The organism is Microcystis aeruginosa NIES-4325 (genome assembly GCF_008974145.1).
GTDB lineage: Bacteria > Cyanobacteriota > Cyanobacteriia > Cyanobacteriales > Microcystaceae > Microcystis > Microcystis aeruginosa_G.
In genome coordinates this window covers 1-25247 of record NZ_BJKP01000042.1, presented here as the reverse complement: position 1 = coordinate 25247, position 25247 = coordinate 1, and the positions used below count along the sequence as shown (strand labels likewise).

Annotated in this window: 28 protein-coding genes and 2 pseudogenes; 18 read left to right on the top strand and 12 right to left on the bottom strand. The window is 42.8% G+C overall.

The genetic code is table 11. The annotated features are described in order from the left end of the window. Nucleotides 1-126 precede the first annotated feature (126 nt). Nucleotides 127-483: pseudogene (locus MiAbW_RS17020) on the top strand (substrate-binding domain-containing protein); the annotation flags it as partial. Nucleotides 484-642: 159 nt separating this feature from the next. On the opposite strand, the gene lpxB reads toward MiAbW_RS17020, so the two are convergent. Beyond that, a complete protein-coding gene (gene lpxB / locus MiAbW_RS17015; RefSeq protein ID WP_151697073.1) occupies nucleotides 643-1845 on the bottom strand; it encodes a lipid-A-disaccharide synthase in 1203 nt (400 codons plus the stop codon). Between the two features lie 199 nt (nucleotides 1846-2044). Continuing rightward, nucleotides 2045-2881: an acyl-ACP--UDP-N-acetylglucosamine O-acyltransferase gene (lpxA, locus tag MiAbW_RS17010; protein WP_151697072.1), complete on the bottom strand. Its 837-nt coding sequence runs from the start codon at nucleotides 2879-2881 to the stop codon at nucleotides 2045-2047. Between the two features lie 150 nt (nucleotides 2882-3031). Here lpxA and MiAbW_RS17005 point away from each other — a divergent pair, with 150 nt between their 5' ends. After that, on the top strand, nucleotides 3032-4351 hold the full coding sequence (locus MiAbW_RS17005; protein ID WP_151697071.1) for a four-carbon acid sugar kinase family protein: 1320 nt from the start codon (nucleotides 3032-3034) through the stop codon (nucleotides 4349-4351). A 182-nt stretch (nucleotides 4352-4533) separates the two neighbouring features. Here MiAbW_RS17005 and MiAbW_RS17000 read toward each other — a convergent pair whose 3' ends face one another. From MiAbW_RS17000 to MiAbW_RS16990, 3 genes are all read right to left on the bottom strand, one after another. Further along, complete coding sequence (locus tag MiAbW_RS17000) at nucleotides 4534-5688, bottom strand: pyridoxal-phosphate-dependent aminotransferase family protein (RefSeq protein ID WP_151697070.1); 1155 nt, start codon at nucleotides 5686-5688, stop codon at nucleotides 4534-4536. A 204-nt stretch (nucleotides 5689-5892) separates the two neighbouring features. Then, the gene (gene trpC, locus MiAbW_RS16995) at nucleotides 5893-6783 is read right to left on the bottom strand and encodes an indole-3-glycerol phosphate synthase TrpC (RefSeq protein ID WP_151697069.1); all 891 of its coding nucleotides are present in this window, start codon (nucleotides 6781-6783) and stop codon (nucleotides 5893-5895) included. A gap of 139 nt (nucleotides 6784-6922) precedes the next feature. Continuing rightward, nucleotides 6923-7135, bottom strand: a complete 213-nt coding sequence (locus tag MiAbW_RS16990; protein ID WP_151697068.1) for a hypothetical protein — start codon at nucleotides 7133-7135, stop codon at nucleotides 6923-6925. Between the two features lie 299 nt (nucleotides 7136-7434). Between MiAbW_RS16990 and MiAbW_RS16985 the strand changes: the two genes are divergently transcribed. After that, the gene (locus tag MiAbW_RS16985) at nucleotides 7435-8049 is read left to right on the top strand and encodes a hypothetical protein (RefSeq protein ID WP_151697067.1); all 615 of its coding nucleotides are present in this window, start codon (nucleotides 7435-7437) and stop codon (nucleotides 8047-8049) included. A gap of 2 nt (nucleotides 8050-8051) precedes the next feature. Then, nucleotides 8052-8342 carry a DUF3288 family protein gene (locus MiAbW_RS16980; RefSeq protein WP_151697066.1) on the top strand — a complete coding sequence of 97 codons (291 nt, stop codon included), beginning with the start codon at nucleotides 8052-8054 and terminating at the stop codon, nucleotides 8340-8342. Nucleotides 8343-8384: 42 nt separating this feature from the next. Here the strand turns inward: MiAbW_RS16980 and MiAbW_RS16975 are convergent, their stop codons facing one another. Further along, a complete protein-coding gene (locus MiAbW_RS16975) occupies nucleotides 8385-9290 on the bottom strand; it encodes an Npun_R2821/Npun_R2822 family protein (RefSeq protein WP_151697065.1) in 906 nt (301 codons plus the stop codon). Nucleotides 9291-9479: 189 nt separating this feature from the next. After that, on the bottom strand, nucleotides 9480-10475 hold the full coding sequence (locus MiAbW_RS16970) for a glycosyltransferase (RefSeq protein ID WP_151697064.1): 996 nt from the start codon (nucleotides 10473-10475) through the stop codon (nucleotides 9480-9482). 290 nt (nucleotides 10476-10765) lie between these two features. On the opposite strand from MiAbW_RS16970, the gene mazG reads away from it, so the two are divergent. The 3 genes and pseudogenes from mazG to MiAbW_RS16955 all read left to right on the top strand — a co-directional run. Then, entirely contained in the window at nucleotides 10766-11599 is an 834-nt protein-coding gene (gene mazG / locus MiAbW_RS16965) for a nucleoside triphosphate pyrophosphohydrolase (protein WP_151697063.1), read from the top strand. After that, nucleotides 11599-12174 carry a signal peptidase I gene (gene lepB / locus MiAbW_RS16960; protein WP_151697062.1) on the top strand — a complete coding sequence of 192 codons (576 nt, stop codon included), beginning with the start codon at nucleotides 11599-11601 and terminating at the stop codon, nucleotides 12172-12174. Before mazG ends, lepB begins: the two co-directional genes overlap by 1 nt. A 79-nt stretch (nucleotides 12175-12253) precedes the next feature. Continuing rightward, nucleotides 12254-12433, top strand: a pseudogene (locus MiAbW_RS16955) (ISKra4 family transposase); the annotation flags it as partial. Nucleotides 12434-12863: 430 nt separating this feature from the next. Here the strand turns inward: MiAbW_RS16955 and MiAbW_RS16950 are convergent. Continuing rightward, nucleotides 12864-13481 (bottom strand): 7-carboxy-7-deazaguanine synthase QueE, encoded by a 618-nt coding sequence (locus MiAbW_RS16950; protein WP_151697060.1) that lies wholly within the window; start codon nucleotides 13479-13481, stop codon nucleotides 12864-12866. Here MiAbW_RS16950 and MiAbW_RS16945 point away from each other — a divergent pair. The 11 genes from MiAbW_RS16945 to MiAbW_RS16900 all read left to right on the top strand — a co-directional run bounded on the left by MiAbW_RS16945 (nucleotide 13458) and on the right by MiAbW_RS16900 (nucleotide 21914). Then, on the top strand, nucleotides 13458-14015 hold the full coding sequence (locus MiAbW_RS16945) for a Ycf51 family protein (protein ID WP_151697059.1): 558 nt from the start codon (nucleotides 13458-13460) through the stop codon (nucleotides 14013-14015). The genes MiAbW_RS16950 and MiAbW_RS16945 overlap by 24 nt on opposite strands. 19 nt (nucleotides 14016-14034) lie before the next feature. Beyond that, nucleotides 14035-15144, top strand: coding sequence for an iron-containing alcohol dehydrogenase family protein (locus tag MiAbW_RS16940; RefSeq protein ID WP_151697058.1), 1110 nt, complete (start codon nucleotides 14035-14037; stop codon nucleotides 15142-15144). Nucleotides 15145-15260: 116 nt separating this feature from the next. Next, on the top strand, nucleotides 15261-15461 hold the full coding sequence (locus MiAbW_RS16935) for a type II toxin-antitoxin system HigB family toxin (protein WP_238707326.1): 201 nt from the start codon (nucleotides 15261-15263) through the stop codon (nucleotides 15459-15461). 4 nt (nucleotides 15462-15465) lie between these two features. Beyond that, nucleotides 15466-15687, top strand: a complete 222-nt coding sequence (locus MiAbW_RS16930; RefSeq protein WP_151697057.1) for a hypothetical protein — start codon at nucleotides 15466-15468, stop codon at nucleotides 15685-15687. 264 nt (nucleotides 15688-15951) lie between these two features. Next, nucleotides 15952-17085 (top strand): HetZ-related protein 2, encoded by a 1134-nt coding sequence (locus MiAbW_RS16925; RefSeq protein WP_151697056.1) that lies wholly within the window; start codon nucleotides 15952-15954, stop codon nucleotides 17083-17085. 120 nt (nucleotides 17086-17205) lie between these two features. Continuing rightward, nucleotides 17206-17364 (top strand): hypothetical protein, encoded by a 159-nt coding sequence (locus MiAbW_RS19650; protein WP_002739601.1) that lies wholly within the window; start codon nucleotides 17206-17208, stop codon nucleotides 17362-17364. 2 nt (nucleotides 17365-17366) lie between these two features. Beyond that, nucleotides 17367-18881: a cryptochrome/photolyase family protein gene (locus tag MiAbW_RS16920; RefSeq protein WP_151697055.1), complete on the top strand. Its 1515-nt coding sequence runs from the start codon at nucleotides 17367-17369 to the stop codon at nucleotides 18879-18881. A gap of 248 nt (nucleotides 18882-19129) precedes the next feature. After that, nucleotides 19130-19819, top strand: a complete 690-nt coding sequence (locus MiAbW_RS16915; protein ID WP_151697054.1) for a lecithin retinol acyltransferase family protein — start codon at nucleotides 19130-19132, stop codon at nucleotides 19817-19819. Nucleotides 19820-19909: 90 nt separating this feature from the next. Continuing rightward, complete coding sequence (locus MiAbW_RS16910; protein WP_151697053.1) at nucleotides 19910-20146, top strand: hypothetical protein; 237 nt, start codon at nucleotides 19910-19912, stop codon at nucleotides 20144-20146. Nucleotides 20147-20228: 82 nt separating this feature from the next. Continuing rightward, nucleotides 20229-21392: a GuaB3 family IMP dehydrogenase-related protein gene (locus tag MiAbW_RS16905; protein WP_151697052.1), complete on the top strand. Its 1164-nt coding sequence runs from the start codon at nucleotides 20229-20231 to the stop codon at nucleotides 21390-21392. A 180-nt stretch (nucleotides 21393-21572) separates the two neighbouring features. Next, nucleotides 21573-21914 (top strand): DUF760 domain-containing protein, encoded by a 342-nt coding sequence (locus MiAbW_RS16900; RefSeq protein WP_151697051.1) that lies wholly within the window; start codon nucleotides 21573-21575, stop codon nucleotides 21912-21914. A 212-nt stretch (nucleotides 21915-22126) separates the two neighbouring features. Here MiAbW_RS16900 and MiAbW_RS16895 read toward each other — a convergent pair whose 3' ends face one another. The 4 genes from MiAbW_RS16895 to MiAbW_RS20255 form a co-directional block, all read right to left on the bottom strand. After that, complete coding sequence (locus tag MiAbW_RS16895) at nucleotides 22127-23980, bottom strand: hypothetical protein (RefSeq protein ID WP_151697050.1); 1854 nt, start codon at nucleotides 23978-23980, stop codon at nucleotides 22127-22129. Nucleotides 23981-24186: 206 nt separating this feature from the next. Further along, nucleotides 24187-24738, bottom strand: coding sequence for a TolB family protein (locus MiAbW_RS16890; protein WP_151697049.1), 552 nt, complete (start codon nucleotides 24736-24738; stop codon nucleotides 24187-24189). After that, the gene (locus MiAbW_RS16885) at nucleotides 24722-25003 is read right to left on the bottom strand and encodes a helix-turn-helix domain-containing protein (RefSeq protein WP_151697048.1); all 282 of its coding nucleotides are present in this window, start codon (nucleotides 25001-25003) and stop codon (nucleotides 24722-24724) included. The genes MiAbW_RS16890 and MiAbW_RS16885 overlap by 17 nt, the downstream gene beginning before the upstream one ends. A gap of 29 nt (nucleotides 25004-25032) precedes the next feature. Further along, a partial coding sequence (locus MiAbW_RS20255) for a hypothetical protein (protein ID WP_441338416.1) occupies nucleotides 25033-25247 on the bottom strand: 215 nt, incomplete at its 5' end.

Sequence of the window (25247 nt, the reverse complement as noted above, 5' to 3'; positions counted from 1 at the left end):
TTCTCTACATAATCAATTACTTTTTTTCTCAAGTCTAGGCTATAGGACATTTTTCTGTATGGGTTGCTTGTTTTTCCTTATTTTACCCTATTTTTTACTTGTATCATACTTATTTGAAATGACTATAACTACGAAAACGAGGTGATTCTGGCCCGTCAAAAAGGGGAAACCGGTTTTTCCTATACTATTCCTGCGGTCAATGTTTCGATCGATCCGCCCGTGGCCGTAGTGGATAAAATAGTTGATAAACGCAAAACCCGGGAAGTAGCGACAGCTTTTGCCCAATTTCTCTTTACTCCCGAAGCGCAGCGGGAATTCGCCAAGGTGGGTTTCCGTCCAGTTAATGCTAATGTGGCCAAAGAGTTTAGTAAACAATACCCAAAAGTGTCGAATCTGTTCCCCTATACGGCGATCGGTAGCTGGGATGCGATCCAGAAAAAATTCTTCGCTGATGGGGCGATTTTTGACCAAATCCAGCGTTAATTAGTAGTAGGCCGTCAGCCGTCAGCTAGATAACTGTGATTACAAAAGTAATGGCAGAGATAGTTGATTGCTGATGGCACAAAGACCATTTAATTAAATATTATTCATTTTGAATTCTCCTGACTACTGACTCCTAACCCTAACAACAATTTTTGATTTTTACGATAGGCCTATTTTAAACACCTCTTGCGCCACTCGATCGCAACTGCCGACTGTTCCTAAACCCGCTGTGGTTTCTGCGTATTCATCTAACATTTTTTGGCGACGTTGCTGATTTAATAATAAATCTAGACATTCCTGCATAATTCTCTCTGGATTAGCTTCCTCTTGTAATAATTCGGGAACAATTTCTCGCATTAAAACTAAATTTACCGGTGAGACAAATGGTACAGAAAACTTCATAATATTGCGGGCAATCCAAGCAGTAATTGCACTTAAACGGTAAACTACCACCTGCGGCACGTTTAACAAAGCAATTTCGAGATTAACTGTACCAGACTTAGCCACAGCCAGATCGGCCGCGGCAATCGCTTCTAAAGTCTGATCTCGTTCCATAATCACTGCATTTAATCCATATTCCTCGACTAATTCTCGCATTTTTGGTTCGTATAAAGCTAAGGGAACGGGAATTAAAAACTTAATATCGGGAATTTTTTCTTGTAATTTTTGGGCAGCAGCGCACACCGTCGGGACGAGATATTTAAACTCCTGTTGACGGGAAGCAGGTAACAAAGCGATAACGGTTTCTTCGGGTTTTATTGCCCATTTTTGCCGCATTTCTTGTCGATTGGGAGCATTGACTATACGATCAACTAAAGGATGTCCCACCCAAGTTACTGGTAAACCTTTTGTTTCAAAAAAACGAGCTTCAGCGGGAAAAATTGCCAATAATTTATCGGTGACGGCGATTAATTTTTCCGTATTAAATAACTTTTCTGCTGTAGCCCTAAGTTTAGCTGAGGGGATATTTTCTTCTGACCAAATCCACACCTGTGGGGCAATATAATAAATTATTGGCACTTGGGGAATAATTTTTTTAGCCGACTGACCGATCGCCACATTTGCCCCCACATAATCAATTAAAATAATGATATCAGGGGGATGGTCTCTAAAAAACTCTTTTGCCCGTTTTTGTAGTTGTAAAGTTGGCAAAATAAAGGGGATAGATTCAATTAATCCCATGGCAGCCAGTCGAGTGGTTTTACCCAGCATTTTTGCCCCGGCTAACTCCATGCGATCGCCACCTAGTGCAAAAATTTCTAACTCAATTGCCTGGGTTTTAGCTAGTTTAAAAAGGGATTCAATCAGCATCGCTGCCTGTAAATCACCCGATACCTCACCCGTACTAATAAATATACGCATTTGGATAATTATTTGATAATAAAAGACTTCAGGAGTCAGGAGATAGGATTCATGAGTCAGGAGATAGGATTCAGGAGACAGAATTCAGGAGATTATTTTTATTTATTCTTCCCACTTCCCCATCACCCCACTTCCCCATCACCCCACACCCCACTTCCCAACTTCCCAGCTTCCTGTTCCCTGTTCCTCAATCAATAAATTATTTACCCGGAATTAAACCGCGGCGTTTTTCTCCCGTAGTAGAGGATTGTAAAAATTGACAGAGATGTTGAACATGGGGGTTATCGGTTAAGAGAGAAACTTGTTCTAAAGCCTCCTGAAGATTTATATTAGAACGATAGATAATCCGAAAAGCTTTTTTCAGTAAAGCTAGATCTTCATCGGTAAAACCTGCCCTTTGTAAACCGACTAAATTAAGAGTTCGTACCCGACTGGGGTTGCCTTCCACTAAGGTAAAAGGGGGAACATCGCGATCAATACGACTCATTCCTCCTAACATGGCCATTTTGCCAATATGAACAAATTGATGTACTCCTAAAACCCCCCCGATAACTGCTTTTGATTCGATCTGGACATGACCAGCCAAAGCGACACTATTAGCGATAATAATGTTATCTTGCAAAATACAATTATGGGCAACGTGAACATAGGCCATTAATAAATTATTATTGCCAATTTGGGTAACTTCTCCCGTATCCGTGGCACGATTAATCGTGACAAACTCGCGAATTTGGTTATGATCACCAATTTCTACGCTACTTTCGCCACCCTTATACTTTAAATCCTGTGGTTCATTACCAATAACAGCCCCAGAAAAAATATGATTACCCTTGCCAATTTTGGTCGGACCCTCAATGACCACATGGGCATCAATAATTGTATCAGCTTCAATTTCCACATTGGCCCCGATCACAGCATAGGGACCAACTTTAACCTTGGGATCAAGTTTTGCCGACGGATGGATAACCGCAGTGGGGTGGATTAACGTATTCAAAGGGAAGTCTCCCGCGCTCAACTTCGTCACTGTATGAATCATGGTATAGCTTATCCTATATTGGACAGATTGTGATCAAGATTGATAGCGGTTGCTTAGGGAGGGGACGACTTTAATGGGGAACCAGAACCCGATAAACTATTAACCAGATTCTCTTGGTTCCTTCGTCCCTCCCATCCTGATAAAAAATATATGAGCAATAATAGACCTAAAATTATAGTCTTAGATGACGACCCGACAGGTTCCCAAACAGTCCATAGTTGTCTGTTATTGATGCGGTGGGATGAAGATACTCTCCGCTTGGGATTGGCAGATAATGCGCCAATTTTCTTTGTTTTGACCAATACTCGCGCTTTAACCCCCGAAAAAGCCGAGTCTGTCACCAGAGAAGTCTGTCATAACCTGAAAACTGCCTTAACTAAAGAGGGAATCGAGGATTTTTTGGTGGTTAGTCGTTCCGATTCTACCCTGCGCGGGCATTATCCGATCGAAACTGATGTTATTGCCGAAGAATTGGGCGGTTTTGATGCTCATTTCCTGATTCCAGCCTTTTTTGAGGGGGGTAGAATCACCCGCAATAGTATTCACTATTTAATCATCGATGGCGTTCCCACTCCCGTCCACGAGACGGAATTTGCTCGTGATTCGGTTTTTGCCTACCATTACAGTTATCTGCCGGATTATGTGGAGGAGAAAACGAAAGGGAAAATTAAAGCAGATGATGTGGAGAGATTTTTACTGACAGATATCCGTCAAGGTAGTTTAGAACGACTGCAAAAGCTCAAAAATAATCAATGTGGGGTGGTAGATGGGGAAACTCAAGCGGATCTCGATCGCTTTGCTGAAGATATTTTAACCGCCGCAGGGGCAGGAAAAAAATTTTTATTTCGTAGTGCCGCCAGTATTTTAACTTCTTTGGCTAATTTAGGAACTCAACCGATCGCACCCGAATCTATGGGTAAGTATAAGCCCACGGGGGAAGCCGGGGCAATTATCGTCGGTTCCCACGTCAAAAAAACTACCCAACAATTAGATGAACTGCTTCAACAACCCAACACCGTCGGAGTCGAAATCGATGTGACGGCATTGCGCGATCGTCCTGACCAACGAGATCAACTCCTAGCACAAGTTCTAGAAAAAGTCAAGCTTATTCACAAAAATAAACAAACCCCCGTTATCTATACGAGTCGGCAAGAGTTAACCTTTGCCTCTGTGCAGAAACGCCTTGATTTTGGGGTTGCCGTCTCCACCCTGTTAATGGACATTGTTAAGGGTTTACCCGGTGACATCAGTTTTTTAATCAGTAAAGGCGGAATTACATCTAATGATGTCTTAAGTACGGGTTTAAGCCTGCGATCAGCCCGTTTACTCGGTCAGATTCTCCCCGGTGTCTCCATGGTCCGCACAGCAGCCGATCATCCCCTCTTTCCTAATCTACCTGTGGTTCTTTTCCCGGGTAACGTCGGTGATGTCCAAGCTTTAGCCACAGTTTATCAGCGTTTGTGCCAATAACCGATTTACTATCAAGGCGGGATCGAGAAAGCGGATTTTTGGGGAAGAGATTCGCTTCCTCACCGCCAAAATAACGATATAGAGGTATATTTTCGGAAGCATCCGCAAATTTTAGGCGTAAAGGATATATTTTGCCGCAAAAATCCCCCTCTTTGGGGAGAAGGGGAAAAGCAAACCCAAGATTAACCCTGTACCATGACAGAAGCAGCCGCAGCCACACCGGCGCCAGGGGTGACACTTTCGACACCTAACTCGATTAAAGTCGCTTCAATAGCAGCGATAACCGTGAGGATATCCCTCTCATTGGTAAAACCTAAATGACCGATACGGAAGATTTTACCCTTGAGGTGATCCTGACCACCAGCGACAGCGATGTCGAACTTTTTATTGAGAGTCGAACGAATTTTTTCCGCGTCCACGAGAGTGGGGGCTACCGCAGTAATCGCCGTGGAAGCGCAGGAATCTGCCGCGTAGAGGGGCAAATCCATGGCCTGCATACCGGCCCGCGTCATCTTCGTTAAGCGTTGGTGACGGGCGAAAATTGCCGCTAATCCCTCCCTTCTCATCATTTGCAGAGAAGCTTGTAAACCGTACATCAGGTTAACTGGAGGGGTAAAGGGGGAACTATCCTCATCGGTGGCTTTTTTGTATTTGCCCAAATCTAGATAAAAACGGGGCAGTTTGGCGGTTTCGTAGGCTTTCCAAGCTTTTTTACTCACGGAAACAAAGCCTAAACCGGGAGGAATCATATAACCTTTCTGGGAACCAGAACCGACCACATCTAAACCCCATTCATCGATGGGAATATTATAAGCCCCTAAACTGGTGACGGCATCGACGATAATTAAAGCTTCCCCGTGGTCTTTTACCGCTTTGTTAATGCTTTCCAAGTCGTTGAGAACCCCAGTGGAAGTTTCCGAATGGGTGATAATTACCGCTTTGATGGTTTTTTCCTTGTCTTCGGTCAGTTTAGCGGTGAATGCTTCTGGATCTAGGGGTTTACCCCATTCTGCCTTAACTACATCCACATTTAAGCCGTATGCTTTCGCCACTTTCGCCCAACGTTCCCCAAATTTACCATTATCCCCCACCAAAACTCGATCGCCGGGGCTGAGAAAATTAATAATTCCCGCTTCCATGACACCAGTTCCCGAAGCGGTTAGCATTAAGACATCGCCACTGGTTTGATGCAACCATTTAAGATTTTCGGTTAATTCGGCGATTACCTTACTAAAAGCACCGGTCCGATGACCTATAGGTGCTTTAGCCATAGCCAATAATACCGCTTCCGGCACTGGTGTGGGGCCGGGAATCATCAACATATTTTTATTTTCCATGGTTCGTCCTCTCTCGTTGGGCCATATTTAACAAAGATAAAAAACCAAATCTCGATCGCATCAATTCTGAGGGGATGATTTAAGATTCGGCAAACTCTGATTATATCGCAGGAGTCAGTATTCAGGAGTCAGGAGATAGGGTGTTAGGGTTTTAGGGTTTTAGTTGAAATTCCCCCACTTCCCCACTTCCCCACTTCCTAACTCCTATGCCCGATTTTCAAATATTTTCCAGATACCTGCGGCAGGATCGGGCAGTTTTACCAAAGATTCGCCGATTAGAACCGCATTTGCTCCCGCTTGCTTCACTTTCGCCAGATCTGTTGCTGTGTGTAATCCCGATTCGCTGACGATCAGAATACCTTTTTCTCGCACCTGTTCACCCCTGGCTTCTAGTAATTGGCGAGTATTGTCTAAATCGACTGTAAATGTCTCTAAATTGCGGTTATTAATGCCGATTAGTTCGATTCCCTCAATGGCTAACACTCGATCAAATTCGGCCAGACTATGCACCTCTACCAAAGCTGTCATCCCTAAACCCTTGACAATTTTGACAAAATATGCTAAGTCTTGATCGCTTAAAATAGCGGCAATTAAAAGGACAGCATCGGCTCCTTTAGAGCGAGCGTAGTAGATTTGATAGGGATAAAGGATAAATTCTTTGCATAATAGGGGTAAAGATACCGCTTGCCGGACGAGGCTAAGATTTTCGTAACTACCTTGAAAAAACTTACTATCGGTTAAAACCGATAAACAAGTAGCCCCTCCCTGTTCATAGCTACGGGCGATCGCTGCAGGATCAAAATCTTCGCGGATAACTCCCTTGCTAGGGGAAGCTTTTTTGACTTCGGCAATCAAAGCGGGTTGGGTTTTACCCTGTTTTAAGGCGGCTAAAAAGTCGCAAGGTGGCGCAGTATTGGCTATTTTTTTGCGTAATTCTAATAAAGGCAACCTTTCGCGCAATTTATCGACTTCTATCTCTTTATGCCAAACGATTTCTTCTAAAATATTTTGCGGTTGTGCCTCTGGCACTTTCACCACATAACTCAAACTCTCAACTTTAACGGAAGGATTGGGGTGTTTTCTTCGGATCTGCATTTTTTCACTGTCCCGAGCGTGAACAGTGATTAGTTTAACAGTGATTAGTTATCGGTAATTGAAATAGAGACGGGGAAAACCACGTCTCTACAGACATTTATCTAGACTTCTGTGGACATTCCCAGTCTTCACCGAAAGGCTATTGCATAGCTTCGATCGAACGTTCTAAAATTTTATCTTGACGTTTTTCTTCTTCTTGGCGATTTTCAGTTAATAAAACCCGCGCTTTCGCAGTTTCTGCCTCTCCTTCCCCCAAAAGCTCCTCTGTACGAGTTAAGACATTCTCTTCGAGCATTCCTTCTGCTTGTCGTTCTTGCGTTAAATTGAGACGCGCTTTTTCTTGAATATTCATAAATTTATCCTTGCCACAGGTGCGATCTATTCCTACCTTTAGTCTGACACAAATTTGCTATTCCGTATTATTAACTACAGAAAAATTTAGAATCTTACCTGCGAAAATGAGATTTAGGTATTTGTTCTCATTCCTTAAATGGACAGGGATCGATCGACCTAAAGCTATAAAATAAAACCTATGGAACAATTCCCCGGCGTAATCAAGCTTGTATATCGGGCGAATCATGATCGATTGCCTAAACCAACAGATTTCTTGACAGTATCCGACTCTATCGTAATATCCTATTTGCAGAGCTTATGACCAAAGGTAATTTAAACGATCTCATCCGTACAGAAGCTAATAAAGAGGTAGAATCCCAACCCTCTCCTTCTCCCAAACGTCCGAAGGAAACTAACGCCACCCTACAGGCAAAAATTAACAACTTGACGACAGAATTAGACAAAACCGAGAAAAATCAGCAAACTCTCCAAGAAAAAGTTATTTCTCTGGAAAAAGAACTTCAAGAACATCTGGAACTCTCTGTCAGGTTACAGCAGCGACAACAACAGACTGAGCAGTTAGAATCTGTCCTCTCGGAAAAAACTACTTTGCTGGCACAATTATCGAGTCAATTAAGTCAATCCCAGACGGAATTAACTGAGAAAAAACAGTTGATTGAAAAATTATCGAGTCAATTGAGTCAATCCCAGACAGAATTAACCGAGAAAAAACAGTTAATTGAAAAATTATATAATCAAATTAAAACCCTAGAAAATAGTCACACCCCCACCCCTGAACCTTCACCAATTACCAAACCTGCGCCGAAGAAACCCAGTCTTTATAACTTTGAAATGGCCACTTTAGCCCGTTATATTGCCCCCAATCCTACCCCCACAGAGTTAACAGATTCCGATATCGGTTGGTTCGATTAATTATGGCTAGTAAAAATCAAGAACAACAACATCCACAGGAAAGACTCGATCGCCTGATTGTTGATCAGCTGCTGCAATCAGAACCCAATGATTTAAACTTAGCTGAATGCGCTCGTTTACGCATACGTTATCAAAACTTTCCGGGAGCAAGAGAAATCCAAAGAGATTTAGATTTAATCCTAGAAAAATGGCAGTTAGATGAAGCTAGTTTATGGACAAAAACTCGACAACTGCACAGTCACGGACAAGTGTATCAAATTCGCCAAAGCGAGGAGCAACAGGATTGGAGTTAAATTGCAGCAGTTATCTTAAGGGTGCGAGAGGAAAAATCAAACCTATAATTTGATTTTATCTAATAATCTCTGAAACGGATTTTTTGGTTTGCTTGCTGGCGGATCTGCGGGGGGATTAGGCTCATCTAAATAACGATAATATTTCCAGATATCCCAGTAGGGACATCCCGGTTCAATACGAATTCCTGCCCAATGTAAATATTTTAAGGGCTGATTTAATCTCGGATCGATTAAGATATTCCCCTGACGTTGAAAATGAGAACTTCCCCCCCAATTTCCCGCTTGACAACCTGGGGCGCGGACAATATTAAATCGATTGGGAACTCGTTTGAGAATGGTATAATTAATAATCGGTTGATCGGAGGTTTTTTGAGAAAAATCAAAATATTCTGGATGAGCGACACATTCTTGAAAAGCACCATATAATTCCTGTTCTGAGAATAGATTCTTTTTACTAGCCCAAAAACCACCGTTAAACATTCCAGTTAGATCATTTTCTGTGAAGATTCCCTGTTCTAAAACAATCGGATTAAAAACATCAGTAATCCCTTTTTTGTGTTGGTAATCACAGCAGAGAAAATCGTAGGTATCGAGGAAATTTAGATTATCTATTATTTTTTCAAAAACTACGATATCGGTATCGATATAAAGAAATTGATCTAATTCTCCAAACCAACACACCTGCTTGCGAAATTGATTGGGACGAGCAAAGAATTTTTCTCCAAAAATATCATAGATTTTTTGTGCTAATTCTTCCACTAATTGCAGATCGGGATAGAGAATAACGCCATATTTTTCTGCTAATAAATCGGCAATTTTTTGATAATTATTGTCGTAGGGAATCAAGATCACGGGAGAATCAGGATCGTACAAACGAATACTATTCATTAATGCGATCGCTTGATCAATAACTCGATCGTTAGCGGTAATGTAAATCCCTCGCTTCATAAATATCCTCGGGGTAAGAGTTAAGTAGTCGTGCAAAATTAATTTCCTAGTCGAGACGGTCGCCAGGAGACAGCTATTAGGGATCAGATTTGAGTTTTTAGTTTACTGTTTACTGATAACTGATAGGAGATGTCTGGAAGGGATCATAGCCGATCAATCTTTCTCTGTCAACTCTCAAAGTTGATGCGTTTACTTAAACAGTTTTTTCTTAAGTTTAGCCAGAGAACTCTGCATCCATAATTTTTTAAGTCGCAGGGGTTCTAAACCTTCTATATCAGCCGGATATCGTTTTTTAATATCAAAGAAATCATTAATTTCTCTTAAAATTGTTTCAAAACGTGGTAGTAATTTTTCTGGATGATAATCATCAATAAAATTAGCCGGTAAAGAATTAACGGGAAAATTACGGGCATAATTAAGAATACGTTCCAGATCGTATTGAGTAGAATAAGCCCCGATTTTTTGACAATTGAAACCGGGATCGAGATAATCGGCTAAGGCGCTATTGACGCTAGAAAATACCGTACAACCACAGGCTAAAGCTTCCAGGGGCGGTAAGCCAAAACCCTCCGTTAAACCGTTTACAGCCCAATATTCAGCCGAATCGTAGAGATAAACCCGACTTCGATTGAATAATCCCACTAAATCCTCCACATAGCCATCTAAAACCTTAACGCGACAGTGGGTACGGAGGGCGGGAACTAGACGATTGAGAAGATACTTTGAGGATTTGCGCCCCTGTACTAGGACATCGATATCCCTTTCTAAGCCTAAATTGAGAAATTCCGAGCCAATTTGATTAGGAAGATAGTAAATCAAAGCATTAGGGGCTTTTTCTCCCCAATAACCCATAGTATTACGGCTAACGGTTATAATTGGTATGCCAGGGGGTAAACGGAAGCCGTAACCTGTACTATGGGCATGATAAATGATATTATGCGATCGCAATTTTGTCACCAATTTAGGAACATCAAAACCCCAGCTAACCAGAAAAATACTGTCATCCGAGCTTATTTTCGCAAGTATATCCTCTAAAAAAAGATAATTTAACTCTTTTTGACGATAAGTCACAATCTGGGCGCTACAAATTTGACTAGCCAAATTGACGGTTTTCATTTCTGCCCACAGTCCACCCCCACCAAAAGGAGAAGTAGTACCGGGCAAGAGAAAATAGAGGTTTCTCATCGGGATAATAGAAGTTTTGGTTCGGAGGTAGTCGTAAGACTTTGTATTATTAATCACAACCGTGCCTGAGACTTTCACCTGACACGGAGCCTGGTTTGACTGCTCCATTGTTAAGGATACAGCTTGTCTTAGCCCTTTAGAATATCCTCTTTTGGGAGTACCAGTTTCCCGCTGATGAGAGATTTTTGCTGTGATTGGTAAACAGTAATCAGTGAACTGAAAACTGATTACTGAAAACTCACATCTGATAACTAACCGGTATAATGGGGGAGAAAACCGGAAAAAAATCGATGTCTAGCCTTCCAGAAACCGATAATCTCAGCTACAAGGGCATCTTAGAGGCATTAAACCATTTAATCACCGTTGTTGCCCGTTTACGAGACCCAGAAAGCGGCTGTCCTTGGGATTTAGCCCAAACCCCGGCAACCCTGATTCCCTACGTTATTGAAGAAGCTTATGAGGTGGTGGCGGCGATTAAAAGCGGTGATAAAACTGCCATTGCCGAGGAATTAGGCGATTTACTGCTACAGGTGGTTTTACAAGCCCAAATTGCCAGTGATGAAGGTAATTTTAGCCTAGAAGAAGTGGCTAGAGGCATCACCGATAAATTAATTCGTCGTCATCCCCACGTTTTCGGGGATCTATCCCTAGAAAATCCCGAACAGGTGCATCAAAATTGGGAGAAAATCAAAGCCGAGGAAAAAAATGACCCGACTATTAGCGGCAAATTAACCCGTTATGCCCAAACTTTACCACCCTTAATCGGGGCAATGAAAATTTCTCGGCAAGCTGCGCGAGTCGGTTTTGAGTGGGAAAATATCGCAGGAGTCTGGGAAAAATTTGGCGAAGAGTTGGCAGAATGGCAAGAGTCATTAGAATCGGGCGATAAAGAGCATCAACAGGCCGAATTAGGCGATTTACTCTTTACTATTGTCAATCTTGCTCGCTGGTATAATTTAGACCCCAGTATCGCTTTACAAGAGACTAATCGGCGTTTTATTCAACGTTTTTCCCTAGTGGAATCTGTAGCGGAAAAGCCTCTCCATGACTATACACTAGAGGAATTAACAGTTTTCTGGCAGCAAGCGAAAGCTAAGTTACATCAACCATCATCTGGGCAATAATGCAAGAGCAAGAAATTAATAAGGACAAATCCAAGAGTTTTTGGGCTTCCATTCGAGAAAATCTGCAAATTATCACTATAGCTTTAGTTTTAGCCCTGCTGATCCGCACTTTTGTGGCTGAACCTCGTTTTATCCCCTCTGATTCTATGTTACCCACCTTAGCACAGGGCGATCGCTTAGTAGTGGAAAAACTTTCCTACGATTTCCATCCCCCTCGACGGGGGGATATCGTCGTCTTTGAACCGCCGGCACAATTACAATTACAGGGATACCAAAAGGACCAAGCTTTTATTAAAAGAGTGATTGCCACCGCAGGGGATGTGATTGCCGTCAAGGAGGGCAAAATTTACCTGAATAATCAACCCTTGTCAGAGGATTATATTCTCGAACCCCCTCAATATAATTTAATACCTTTGCTCGTACCAGAAAATAATTTATTTGTCATGGGAGATAATCGCAATAATAGCAATGACTCCCATATCTGGGGGTTTTTACCGGAAAATAACGTGATTGGTAGGGCGGTTTTTCGCTTTTTTCCTTTTAATCGTTTGGGGATTTTAGGGGGGAATCGCTAAGGGTAATTTTTAGTCCTGATACCCCAAGCAAAAAAGAGATCGCTGTTTGAGCGATCAAATGACTGATCACACACTTGTGCAATTTGTCAATTATGGTTATTTTCAAGAAGAGGGGATTTCCACTGGTTCTGGATCCGGGTCATCTCAGGTGAAAAAAATTGGTTTTCCTGTTAAAATTGCCAGTGCAAGTTGGAATTCTGGCAATGTACCGCAAGTCCTTCGTCATCGCTGTGCCTATCTGAATGGTTCTCTTTTTTAACTTTTTCATTTACCTCACCTTTGTAACTGCTAAATTAAGTTTTAGGTCAAGCTATTTTGAAAGCCTTACCAGAAGTAAGTTTTAGCAACAAGCATAATTACTCACTTGCATAAGTGAGATGCTCCCTGAGCCTAAACCTTTAAATAGCCTGGAATCTAACAAAGCAAAAAGCCTTTTTTTATTAAAATTGCTTTTTTCAATTCTGGTGAGCCTTGCGCCGGCATTGCTTGCGTCGATTGTTTTCTGCTAATATATCATAACTACTCGCTTAAGAGCCGTAATTAATTGTGTCTAGCTACTTATTTAACCTCTTGTTAGTAAATTAGGGGTTGGGAATTATGAATTATGAATTGGGGAGTGAGGAGATGGGAGCAGGAAGAAAAAAGCGTTCGACAAAAGCTCACGCCGAAGTCTGATAACCGATAACTGACTAGCGGACTCCTAAAAACTTATGGGTTTGGAGACTGAGGCGCCATTGGGGATGCCGAAGAACATAATTAAAGACTAACTCTTTGCTTTCCGCTGTATTCCATTCGGGTTGCAGGTATTTAATCACCCCTTCCGATAACTTATTTTCCTGAATAGCTGCCCATTCTAAATCCTCTGGATTAGCCACGACAATTTTTAACTCATTTACCCGTGCATAAATACTAGGATCGGGCATTTTATAGGTTTTAGGAGAAAAAGTCACCCAATCGAAAACCCCGGTAAAAGGATGAGCGCCAGAAGTTTCTAAATGTACCCGTAAACCCTGATTTTTTAATTCCTTGGTCAAAGGATCAAGATTGTGCATTAAAGGTTCACCCCCGGTAATCACCACCATAGCGGGGTTAGCTCCTTTTGCCATCTCTACCAATTCCTGCAGGGATTGTTGGGGATAACGGTGGGCATTCCAAGACTCTTTTTGGTCGCACCAAGGACAATAGACATCGCAACCTCCCAAACGGAGAAAAAAAGCATTGCTTCCCGTCCAAAAGCCTTCGCCCTGCACAGAATGGAAAGTTTCGACAACAGGATAGGTACAATGGTTTATGCTAACCGTTTTCATAGAATTAGTATTATAGAAAATATGGACATTCCCCTGAACTTCGCCAAATACACCCAATGGTCCGGTATTGCCACGCTGGTTTTTTTGGTACTCACGATTATCGCTTTTCTCGTCGGTTGGGGAATCCGCTTTCGTCTCGTCGGTGTCACTAGCTTTATGGCTGTGTTGACGGTGGGGATTTTCGGTCTTGGGTTGGGACTGTTTACCCGTACCGAAATTCCGGGGGCGGTGAGATTCTCCCTTGTCTATGATAACGGGGCTAATCAAGCTGTTATCTCCCTGCCCAGTACTGTTACTCCCGATCAGGTGGAAGCAACCCTAAAACAAGCCGCTAGTGACTTGTTTTCCTCCGGTCGCGCTGGTGCTGGCGGTAATAATCAATTTATCATTAGCGCTCGCACTCTCGTTCATCCTCAGCCCGGTTTATCTGCTCCTTTGTACCTGGGACAGATTAAAAAATCCTTCTCCACCCCGGGTGATAATACCCCTGAACTACAGCTTTTTCCCGAAAGTTTCGCTAAACTTAGCCAATAATCCTTGAGGTTGTCAAAAAATGTCCAATGCTGTCGCTGTTTTGCCCCTGTTAATCGCCCCCGCACAAGTGATTCGGGGTGACAATGCCCTAGAAGAATCCACCGGCAAGTTAGCGGATTTGGGTAAACGTCCCCTGGTGGTGGGTGGCGATCGCAATTTAGCTTTTTTGTCATCTCCCCTGAAAAATCTCACTCCTAGCTATCACAGTTACGCCCCCGATTGTTCGGAAAATTCCTTAGCATATTTAAAGGCATCTGTAAAGAGTCATGAGGCAGATTTTATCATCGGTGTGGGTGGCGGCAAAGCCCTGGATACGGCCAAATTACTCGCCCATCAGTGCCATTTGCCGATCGCCACGATTCCCACCTCCGCCGCTACCTGTGCCGCTTGGACGGCCCTATCTAACGTCTATTCCGACGCAGGGGCGTTTCTTTACGATCTGTCCCTAGCCCGTTGTCCGGATTTATTAATTCTCGATTACGGTATTATCCAAACTGCCCCGAAAAGAACCTTAATCGCCGGTATTGGCGATGCGATCGCTAAATGGTACGAAGCTTCCGTCAGTAGCGGTCATTGCACAGAAACCCTGATCATTGCCGCTGTCCAACAGGCCCGGGTTTTGCGGGATATTCTTTTCCAAAAATCCCCGGCAGCCCTGGAAAATATCGGCGGTGAGGACTGGAAACAGGTGGTAGATGCCACCGTTTTATTAGCCGGAGTAATCGGCGGTTTAGGGGGCGCTAATTGTCGCACCGTGGCCGCCCATGCAATTCATAATGGTTTAACCCATATTCCCGCTTGCCATCATGCCCTGCACGGGGAAAAAGTCGCCTACGGCATTCTCGCCCAATTGCGTCTAGAGGAAATAGTTTTGAGCAATCAATTAGCAGTATCAGCCCGGGGGCAACTAATCCAGTTTTATGAACAAATTGGTTTACCGAAATCCCTAGAGGATTTAGGATTAAAAGATGTTTCCCTTGCCCAATTGCGCCATGCGGCCGCAATTGCCTGTCAGCCTAATTCGGACATTCATCGTCTGCCTTTTACGGTTTCCCCCGAACAAGTTATGGCGGCCATGGTTTCCACTACCACTGCCGATACAGTCGGGCAGAAAGTTAAAGCTAATTAACGGGAATATTTTCGGGACTTATTGGTAAAATGCACGTTATCAGTCGGAGGAAATTAAATGAATTTGCCGAAAGGTATCCCGAAACCAAATCAGCATAAGAAGAATGGTATCAAAAAATGAAGACAGGACAATTTCAGTCCATAGCAGAATTAAGAACTATTTTCCCCAATGCTGACAAAGTAGGAAAACTGACTGTCTTTAACATAGGCGGAAATAAGATTAGACTCTTAGCAGCGATTCATTACAATCGACAAAAAATTTATATTCGAGAAGTTTTAACTCGTGCTGAATACGACAAAAACAAATGGAAGGAGTAAAAAAATGCCGACGATAGATATAGAGAAAACACGGCAAGCCTGGAAAAACTTAAAGCAAATACTCTTTATCCCTCGCAATGAATCAGAATATGAACAATTAGTAATTATGTTAGATAATTTGATAGATGAAATAGGAGAAAATGAAAATCATCCTCTTGCTTCTTTAATGGAAATGTTGGGAATATTAATAGAAAATTATGAACAGGAAAATGTTCCCGAATTATAAATGGTAGGGGTGGTGCATTCCCAAATATTGGTTAACCTTGAAATTGTCATGTTTTCAGGGAACACACCCTAGGAAGGGATGTGTGCGCCCCCAATCCTTATCCGGCAAAAGACTTAATTGATTAGTTCGTTCTAGTCGGGTGTGGGGTAAAATCGCTGGGATAGGCTTTCTCCATGGCTCAGGTTCTAGCATATATCGTGTAAATGCGCTAATATTCAAACTAAAGCCGTCCTCAAAAGACGGGGTTTGGAACTCAATTTTTCGATGACGACAATAATCGACGAGTTAAGGCAAGAATGGCAAGATCGCCTCTCTCAAACAGAGGATTCCTTAACCGATCGCCAACGGGATACTATTATCAATTGGTTACTCGGGGAAGATAGCCAACGTTGGGAAAATTTAGATGAGAGAGATTTAGAAATCGCTAAACGGGGATTAGTCTATCTTTGGCAAATTTTACAGCAACGCTATCTCAAAGTTAGTCCCACCCGCGCCTATCGTAACCTGATCGATCGTCTCGGTGCTTGTGTCACTCTCCGGCAAAAAATTCGCACTTGGGTCTCCTTAAGTCGCGATCGTCAGCAAGCGGTGGCCGATGTCTTGCAGGAAATTATTCAAGAGATGTTAAATAGCGATCGATATCTGCAATCCCAGTTAGCATGGATCGCTCGTTGTACCACCGATCAAGCTACTCGCGATCAGCTGCTGTTAGCCACCCTAGAGGAATACTCCCTGCGTCCGATCCGCCATCAACCCCTGTTAGCCTATCGTTTTGTTAATTATCTCCGTCGTCAATCGAAAAGCGGTATCACTAATGTGCCGCAGCAAGAAATAATCCGGATTCTCTCCGATCAAATTAGTGGCGATGAGGGGGAAACTAGCTTAAGTTTACTAGATCAAAATGCGATCGCTACCTACGAAGATCAACGCAGTTGCCAAGAAGCGCAAATTCTCCGGGCAAAAGTTCAAGAGAGTTTTGCTAGGTATCTAGAGGAAAATGTTAGTCCGGAGGCGGTGACTTGGTTTAACCTCTATCTAGGGGGCGAAAACCAAGATGCGATCGCCAAAGCGATGAATATTCCCGTCCAACGGATTTATCGTCTCCGGGAAAAAGTTGGCTATCATGCGATTAAGGTTTTTGCCCTCAAGGAAGAGACAGAATTAATGGGTGAATGGTTACAAATCAGCCCGAAAGAGCATAATTTTGGCTTAACTATCAGTCAATGGCAAAGTTTCTATGCTGCCCTTTCTCCCACGGGTAAAAGCGTTATCGATGGCTTAAAAGCGGGTAAAACCCTTGAGGAAATCGCCGGCGAATTAAACTGTAAACGCACGCAAGTGGTCAAAGAATGGACGCAACTTTATCTAAGCGCCCAAAGTCTCAGGACAAAAACCTAATCAGTGATCAGTGATCAGTGATCACTGATCAGATTTGAGTTTTAAGTTCACTGTTTACTGATCACTGAAAAAAAGCTTCCCACTTCCCACTTCCATTTTTGATTTTTGACTTCAATAAATATGTGGATTATTAGCAAAAAAGTCGGGGTATTTACCCATTATTTAACCCCTACGGGTACATTTACCCCCAGCATCGACAAAGCCAGTAAATTTTCTGCTCGAGAAATGGCGGATATTATGGCTAAAAAATACGGGGGAATAGTCGAGGCAATGAGATAATTATGACCATTGGCATTTGGATTTTAGGGGATCAATTATGGGCAGGACAAGCGGCCTTAGCTAATCGTCAAGCCTATTCACAGGAAACACCGGTTATTTTAATTGAATCCCAAAATCATATTCGACAAAGACCCTATCATCAGCAAAAATTAGTTTTAATCTGGTCGGCGATGCGTCATTTTGCCGAAGAATTAAAAACTTTAGGATGGTCTGTCACCTACGAAGTTGCTGAAGATTTTGAACCGATTTTATCTGCTTGGATTAAACGATTAGGTATTAAAGAACTAGCAATAATGATGCCTAATGATTTGCCTTTTCTTAGATTAATCAATAATCTGAATTTAGACTGTGTTATAACCCTAATTGATAATAATCACTTTCTCTGGACAAGGACAGATTTTAATAATTGGGCTAAATCTCGTAAAAGACTATTACTAGAGGATTTCTATCGAGAAAGTCGCAAAAAATGGCAGATTTTAATGGAGAATAATCAACCCATAGGAGGACAATGGAACTTTGATAAACAAAACCGTAAACCGCCCAAAGATGGATTAAAAACTGCCGATCCTCTTTGGTTTGAACCTGATGAAATTACCCTTCAAGTTATCGCTGATGTGGAAGCTTTAGATATTCCTAAATATGGAAAAATTAAACCTTTTAGCTGGGCAGTAACCCGCAGACAAGCTTTACAAGTATTAGAGCATTTTATTACTAATTGTCTGCCTAGCTTTGGCTCCTACCAAGATGCCATGGTAACGGGAGAAGAAACCCTCTGGCATTCCCTATTATCTCCCTATCTAAATCTAGGATTACTAACGCCATTAGAAGTGATTCAATCGGCAGAAATTGCCTATAAAAAAGATAATTTAGCCCTGAATAGCATCGAAGGATTTATCCGTCAGGTGTTAGGATGGCGGGAATATATGCAGGGAATTTATCATTATCTGGGAGAAGATTACGCTAATAATAATTGGTTTGAGCATCAACAACCCTTACCGGCTTTCTTTTGGGATAGTAATCAAACCGAGATGAATTGCCTCAAACAAGTATTATCACAGGTGGAAAATACCGGTTATGCCCATCATATTCAAAGATTAATGATTTTGAGCAATTTTGCCTTAATTTTTGGTTGCTCTCCCTCAGAAGTTGAAAACTGGTTTCATAGTGTTTTTATCGATGCCTACGATTGGGTAATGCAGACTAATGTATTGGGAATGGGACAATTTGCCGATGGGGGAATTCTCGCATCAAAACCCTACGCTTCCTCTGCCAACTATATTGATAAAATGAGTGATTATTGTCGGGGTTGTGTGTATAAAAAAAATGAACGAGTCGGTGATTTAGCCTGTCCTTTTAACTTTCTTTACTGGGATTTTTTGGCACGACATCGAGAAAAATTAAAGTCACAAGGTCGAGTTAATATAATTTTAGGTCATCTCGATCGAATGTCGGCAGCTGAACTTAATCAAATGCGCTGCCAGTCCAACCAATTAAGAGCCAAGCTGTTGACTATCTAAATTACTCCTTAAGCAAAGTTACCCAGCAAATTACATTTTATTGGCTTATAGCGTTTCTGATTCACACGAGGTACATTCCCGATCCTGAACAGCTTAATCAGCAAAGGTTTAAGTGTGCTGCACAGATGCGAGAACCGCTATATATACTTTTGATCGCAATCGGGGATATTTTGCTTAAAATTAAGATTAATAACTGGAAAAACTGGCTCAATAGACAATCTCCTTGTTTACTTTATCACTAAAAAAACATGGCTAGAGGGGATCAAATATACGCCTATCGGGAATTGCTCAATCTTCAGGGTGTTTATGCCCATCATGGCATCGATTGCGGTGATGGTAGCGTCATTCATTACCGAAAACCGAGCGAGATTGTTGAACGAACTTCCCTAGAAACCTTTGCTAGGGGCGGTAAAATCTATGTGGTGCGCTATGTAGAGGTGGGATTTTCCTTTATCCCCCATGTAGTGGTAGAAAGGGCTCTAAGTCGTCTGGGGGAGCAGAAATATAATCTTCTTTTTAACAACTGCGAACATTTTGCCACTTGGTGCAAGACTGGTATTAGCAAAAGTCAACAGATAGAAGAATTTATCCCGATTATTACCCATTTACAAGCGGTGGGACTCTACGAACCTCTGAAAAAATCCCTCATCGGAGCCGACCCCAACAATGCCCAAACCCTATTAAAAGGGGCTTTAAGCAATCTTAAGGTCAGTTGGGATGAAATTCAACCCCAGTATAAAAAAGCCATTCAAGAAGCAGAAACATGGAATCGAGTAGCGATCGAAGCTTTAAGCAGAAATCGCGATGATTTAGCACGGGAAGCCCTGAAACGCAAGGTAGAAGCCAAAAAACAGGCACAACGCTATCAGGAACAATTGGATCAACTAGCGGCCATGACCGAAAATGTTCTTAAAAGTCTGGTGATTGCTAACGGTTAGTCTCGATTTCAGTAAACTGTTCAGTATCTAACCATCTGCCGATTGCCTCGGTTGATTCCCATCCACATCAGGTAATTTTAGTTGCTCGCCATGGAAATCTGGATTATTTTACGTTTTTCAATCGCCGCTGTCATTATCGCTTTAGTTTGCTGGTCTTTAGCCAGTGCCCTGCGCGATAGTTGGCAAGTTGCCCGACGGATGCACTCCATCCCTTGCTCCCACTGCCGCTACTTTACCAACGATTATCGCCTTAAATGTAGTGTACAACCCAGGAGCGCCAACACCGAACAAGCGATCGACTGCGGCGATTATTTTCCTGATGCCTAGTCAGCCATAATACCGAAAAGCTTTTCCAGATGGTGCGAAATTTGCTAGTCTAGGCTAAATAAGTCTGAAATAGTATAGAAACGTGGATACAATTATTGGTCGGGGCAAAACAGCCCGTAGAGCTTACGGTATCGATGAAATCGCACTTGTACCCGGAGTGCGAACCCTCGATCCTAGTTTAGCCGATACCCGTTGGTCTCTCGGCAATATCGAGCGGGAAATCCCGATTATCGCCAGTGCTATGGATGGGGTGGTCGATACTAAAATGGCCGTCCTTCTCTCCGAGTTGGGGGCGCTAGGGGTACTAAACCTCGAAGGTATTCAAACCCGTTACGAGGATCCTAACCCGATTCTCGATCGCATTGCGGCGGTCGGCAAATCAGAATTCGTCGGTTTAATGCAGGAACTCTACGCAGAACCGATTAAACCGCAACTAATCGAGCTTCGTATCCAAGAAATTCAAGAAAAAGGCGGTATTGCGGCAGTTAGCCTCACCCCTGCCGGTGCCGTCAAATACGGTGCTATCGTTGCCCAAGCAGCGGCCGATCTTCTCTTTGTCCAAGCAACGGTTGTTTCCACTGCCCATTTATCCCCGGAAGCTATCACCCCCCTCGATTTAGTACAAATGTGCCAAGAAATGCCCATTCCCGTGGTTTTGGGCAATTGCGTCACCTACGAAGTCGCCCTTAACCTGATGAAAACCGGGGCAGCCGGGGTTTTAGTCGGTATCGGTCCGGGGGCTGCCTGTACTTCTCGCGGCGTTTTAGGGGTGGGAGTTCCCCAGGCCACTGCCGTGGCCGATTGTGCCGCCGCTAGGGACGATTTTTTCCAAGAAACCGGTAAATACGTCCCCGTTATTGCCGATGGCGGCATTATTACCGGCGGTGATATCTGCAAATGTATCGCCTGTGGGGCCGATGCGGTGATGATTGGTTCTCCCATTGCCCGATCCTTGGAGGCACCGGGCCGCGGTTTCCACTGGGGTATGGCCACACCTAGTCCGGTTCTACCCCGGGGAACCAGGATTAGTGTGGGCAGTACGGGAACTATTGCCGAAATCCTCGTTGGACCGGCAAAATTAGATGATGGTACTCATAACCTCTTGGGGGCGCTGAAAACCAGTATGGGAACTTTAGGTGCTAAGAACTTAAAGGAAATGCAACAGGTGGAAGTGGTGATTGCTCCCTCGCTGCTGACGGAGGGGAAAGTCTATCAAAAGGCCCAGCAGTTAGGTATGGGTAAATAAAAGTTATCAAGTGATCGGTTATCCGCTTTTTCTTCGAGGAGTTATCAGTGTATGGATTTTCTGCTTGGGATTACCATCCCCTCCAGGTTCGGTTCTACCGACTCCCACTATCTCAAAAAACTGTTAAATTGGAAGAACCAAAAGGATAATTAAAAAAAAATTGAGTTACGGAGATCAAAGGTGTATAGAGAAAACGATCACCCTCACAATTTATTCGGTACCGATAGTGAATTTTCTGAGAGTTTGTGGCAGTATGTCCAGACCTTAAGTCCCGAAACAATCGCCCAACTCTCGAAACCAGAATCCCAAGAAGTTTTTCAAGTGATGGAACGCAACATTATCGGACTTTTGGGCAACCTTCCTTCTGAACATTTCGGGGTTACTATCAGTACCAGTCGCGAACATCTGGGCCGGTTATTGGCCTCAGCAATGATGAGTGGTTACTTTCTCCGCAATGCTGAACAGAGGATGAATTTTGAAAAATCCCTCGCTACTCTCCAGAGCGGTTCTAACGATTTTTAAAGTTGAGCGGTGGTTAGTTAGAAAGGGAAAAAGAGGCAATCAGCTATCAGCTATCAGATTTTATAGCATTTCCCGTTCGCAAGAGGTACATTATCGATATTGAAAAGCTTAATCAGCAAAGGTTTAACTGTGCCACACAGATATGAGTAACTCTATAGTTACAAGATAACTTTGATCTGACTGATAACTGATAACTGATGACTGATAACTGATTAAAGACAATTTTGCTGCCAGAGTAGTTCTTTTTCGATTCCCTGTTTTTCTCCGGGGGGGACAGTCCTTTCCCGCATAATGTAAAGTTGCAGGGATTTAATCTGTTGATCACTACCGTGGTGCTGATTCCAGTTTTGACAGAGATACTGACCAAACTCTTCATAAACTGACCGACCAATAGCTCGATTAAGATTAATAAAATATTGTCGCCACTGCATGGTTTTATACAAACGATTGCGATCGCTATCCGTCGGTTTATCCCAAATTACCGGCTGTCCTTCTCTAAATATATCTACCGTGGAACCATCGGCTAATTGACTGACTGCCACAAACCAAGCATCATCCCGGGGCGGACCAGGAGCAAAAATAGTCCAATATTGGTCTAAACGGGTAACTCTTGCCAAAATGTCAATTGTATTAAAAGTACGACGGGTGAGCAAGCGATCGAGGGATTGAACTAAAGGTGTATTTAAATCGCCCCTATCGACCGATTGCCGGACAAAACTGCGTAAATTCCAGATGCTGGTCAACAATAAGAAGAAAATTGCCAAAATATTTAAGGGTAAAGAGGATTTAATCGTCAGGGGACGAAACTTGAGAGGTTTGGTGAAATTGCCCATAAAACGACGATGGGAGGCAATCCACTCATAAATTCTCGTTCCCAGGGTCATGAGGGGCGGTAAACGCAAAATTGGCGCTAAAAACCAGAAAATTGGCGAAAGACTGACAATATAAATCAATGCTGACCATTTAAACCGGCGTTTTCCCTGCCAATCTTCCACCACCCAAGAATTTTCGGCCACCATATCCTCGTATATTGAGGGGTTATCCTGCGCGACTAACAGGGGAGTGCCTGGTAAAATGAGAAAAGTGCGGAGAAGATGGACAACTTTCTTGCAAAATCCACAATCTCGATCATAATTAATCCTTAAACCTTCTCTTTCTGGGTTTCTCATCCGTTTTTGTCCCCAATCCCAGACTAAGCTAGGGATGATGGGCAACCAATGGGTAACACTCAAAAACGGGAAAATTCCCAGATGAAAACTGAGACCAAAACCGATATGTAAAAGGATAAACGAGAGAATAGCGACTATTTTAAAGAAACTATTGCGAAAGGGAATAAAAATTAGCAGTGGACCCACCCATTCAAAGATTAACGCTGAAAAGGTGAGTATTTTTAGTAATTGTTGCGGTAAAGATAGTAAGAAACCAGCAAAAGCAGTACCGTATTGATCGTAACTGAGAGAGTAATAAACGGCCGTACCGTCGGGCCACCAAGTTTCACTTTTGGTTTTAAAGGCCGCTGACCACATATAGATATAACAAATTTGTATCATCAAAGCCACCGTGGCCGCCGAAACCACACGCTTGGGTAGGGGGTTGGGATTGGTGTTTAAGGCACTTTCCACGGAATAACAGGCACCGAGGGGTAAAAACATCGCCCAGAATAATACTGCCCGGATTACGTCATCAGCGGCAAATAGTAACAGGGGGTTGCGATGATGTAAAGAGACGATTAGCGCCCAAGTGGCGATCGTGGCCAAACGGGTATGATAGCCAATTAGAAGCAATAATGCGATCGCTATGGCCACAATAAATAGGATACTCTGCACCAGCACCGAGTCACTGAGAGCAAAAATAGACCAGTAAAAAGGACTAGCAGAGACTTTGGATAAGCTTTCTAGGGGTAAAACCCCTAATTCGCTGTAATGGGCAGTTACTTGGCTGAAACGAACCGATAAATCTACTAAAACCACTAACGCCAAGGCAATGCGAAATAAAGCCAGCGATCGCAGGTCAAACCCGAAAATTTCTGCCAGTCTTTGTCTAAATGATTTTGTCATTATCGTCATAGGATGATGATTCCCTCCACTTCTTCAATAAACCTACTTTATACCAAGTAAAAAGGCCAAAGGCAAAAGAAAGCTGTCGGCCTTATCAGTCATCAGTTATCAGTTTTGAGTATTAAGTGAGCAGTATGTATTAAGTGTGCATCATCAAATGGCAGCAACAGTGCTGTCTTTTCACTGATCACTGATTACTGTTTACTGATCACTGATTATCGGGACGGGGAAGAATTGATCGGGGGTAAAGAAGGAGAAATTTCGCCACCTCGATCGAATATTTCCAGATTCCATTGACCGAAACGATTACTTTCAAAAGCAATAAAACGACCGTTACCACTAATCGTCGGACGACGCACTTCTCCTAAAATATTTTCGGTGAGATTTTTTGCTTGCAGAGTTTGTCGATCATAAATATATATATCGGGTTTACCGGACTGTTCCGACACATAAACAATATAGCGACCATCGGCACTAATATCCGGTTGATCTTGATAGGTTTTTGCTTGATTTAACCCTGGTAGGGGAACTAAACGATTAACCACTCGATCGAATAAATAAATCGTTCGTTGACCCCTGCGATCGGAGGCAAAAACCAGATAACGACCATCGTAGTTAAAACGGGGATTATCTTCGGAGGAAGGGGTATTTAAAGTATTTCCTAAAAGCTGTTGGGGAGGGGTGACAAAACCCGCATCACTACATCCCCCCAGACTGATCATATTAACCGCAAGCAAAAGTCCCAGAAGTTTAGGAAACCTGATCATCGGTCGGCGCCGGGTAAGGAAGGATACAACAATTAATATCATCAAGACAAACTTTACCCCAATGCAATGCCCAACGCACCAACTCCACCCGATTATCGGTTTTTGTTTTCGTCAAGATATTACTAATATGATTATCAACGGTACGCTTACTAATCTCCAGCTTTTCCGAGATTTCTTGATTAGTTAAACCATTAGCCACCAAATCGAGTATTTCTAGCTCTCGATCGGATAATGAAGCGGGTGTTTGAAACTTCCCAGCAGACATGAGTATAATTCCTCTCGTATATGTACTTATCACTTTACTAAATTACCCGTTAAAAGTCGATACAAAAGCCTAGTCTCGTAAAATAGCAAGCGGCAAAGTCCATCTTTGCCTAGTGCTTTAAAACTTGGTAGCTCTTGGGTGACTTTGGTTTTTTGCCCGGTTTTCTCGTTTTGAGTAAAATAGGAGTGACTTCTAGGATTTAGCCAAGAGTTTTTAAGTTTAGCGATAATCTCTGTTTTAGCGG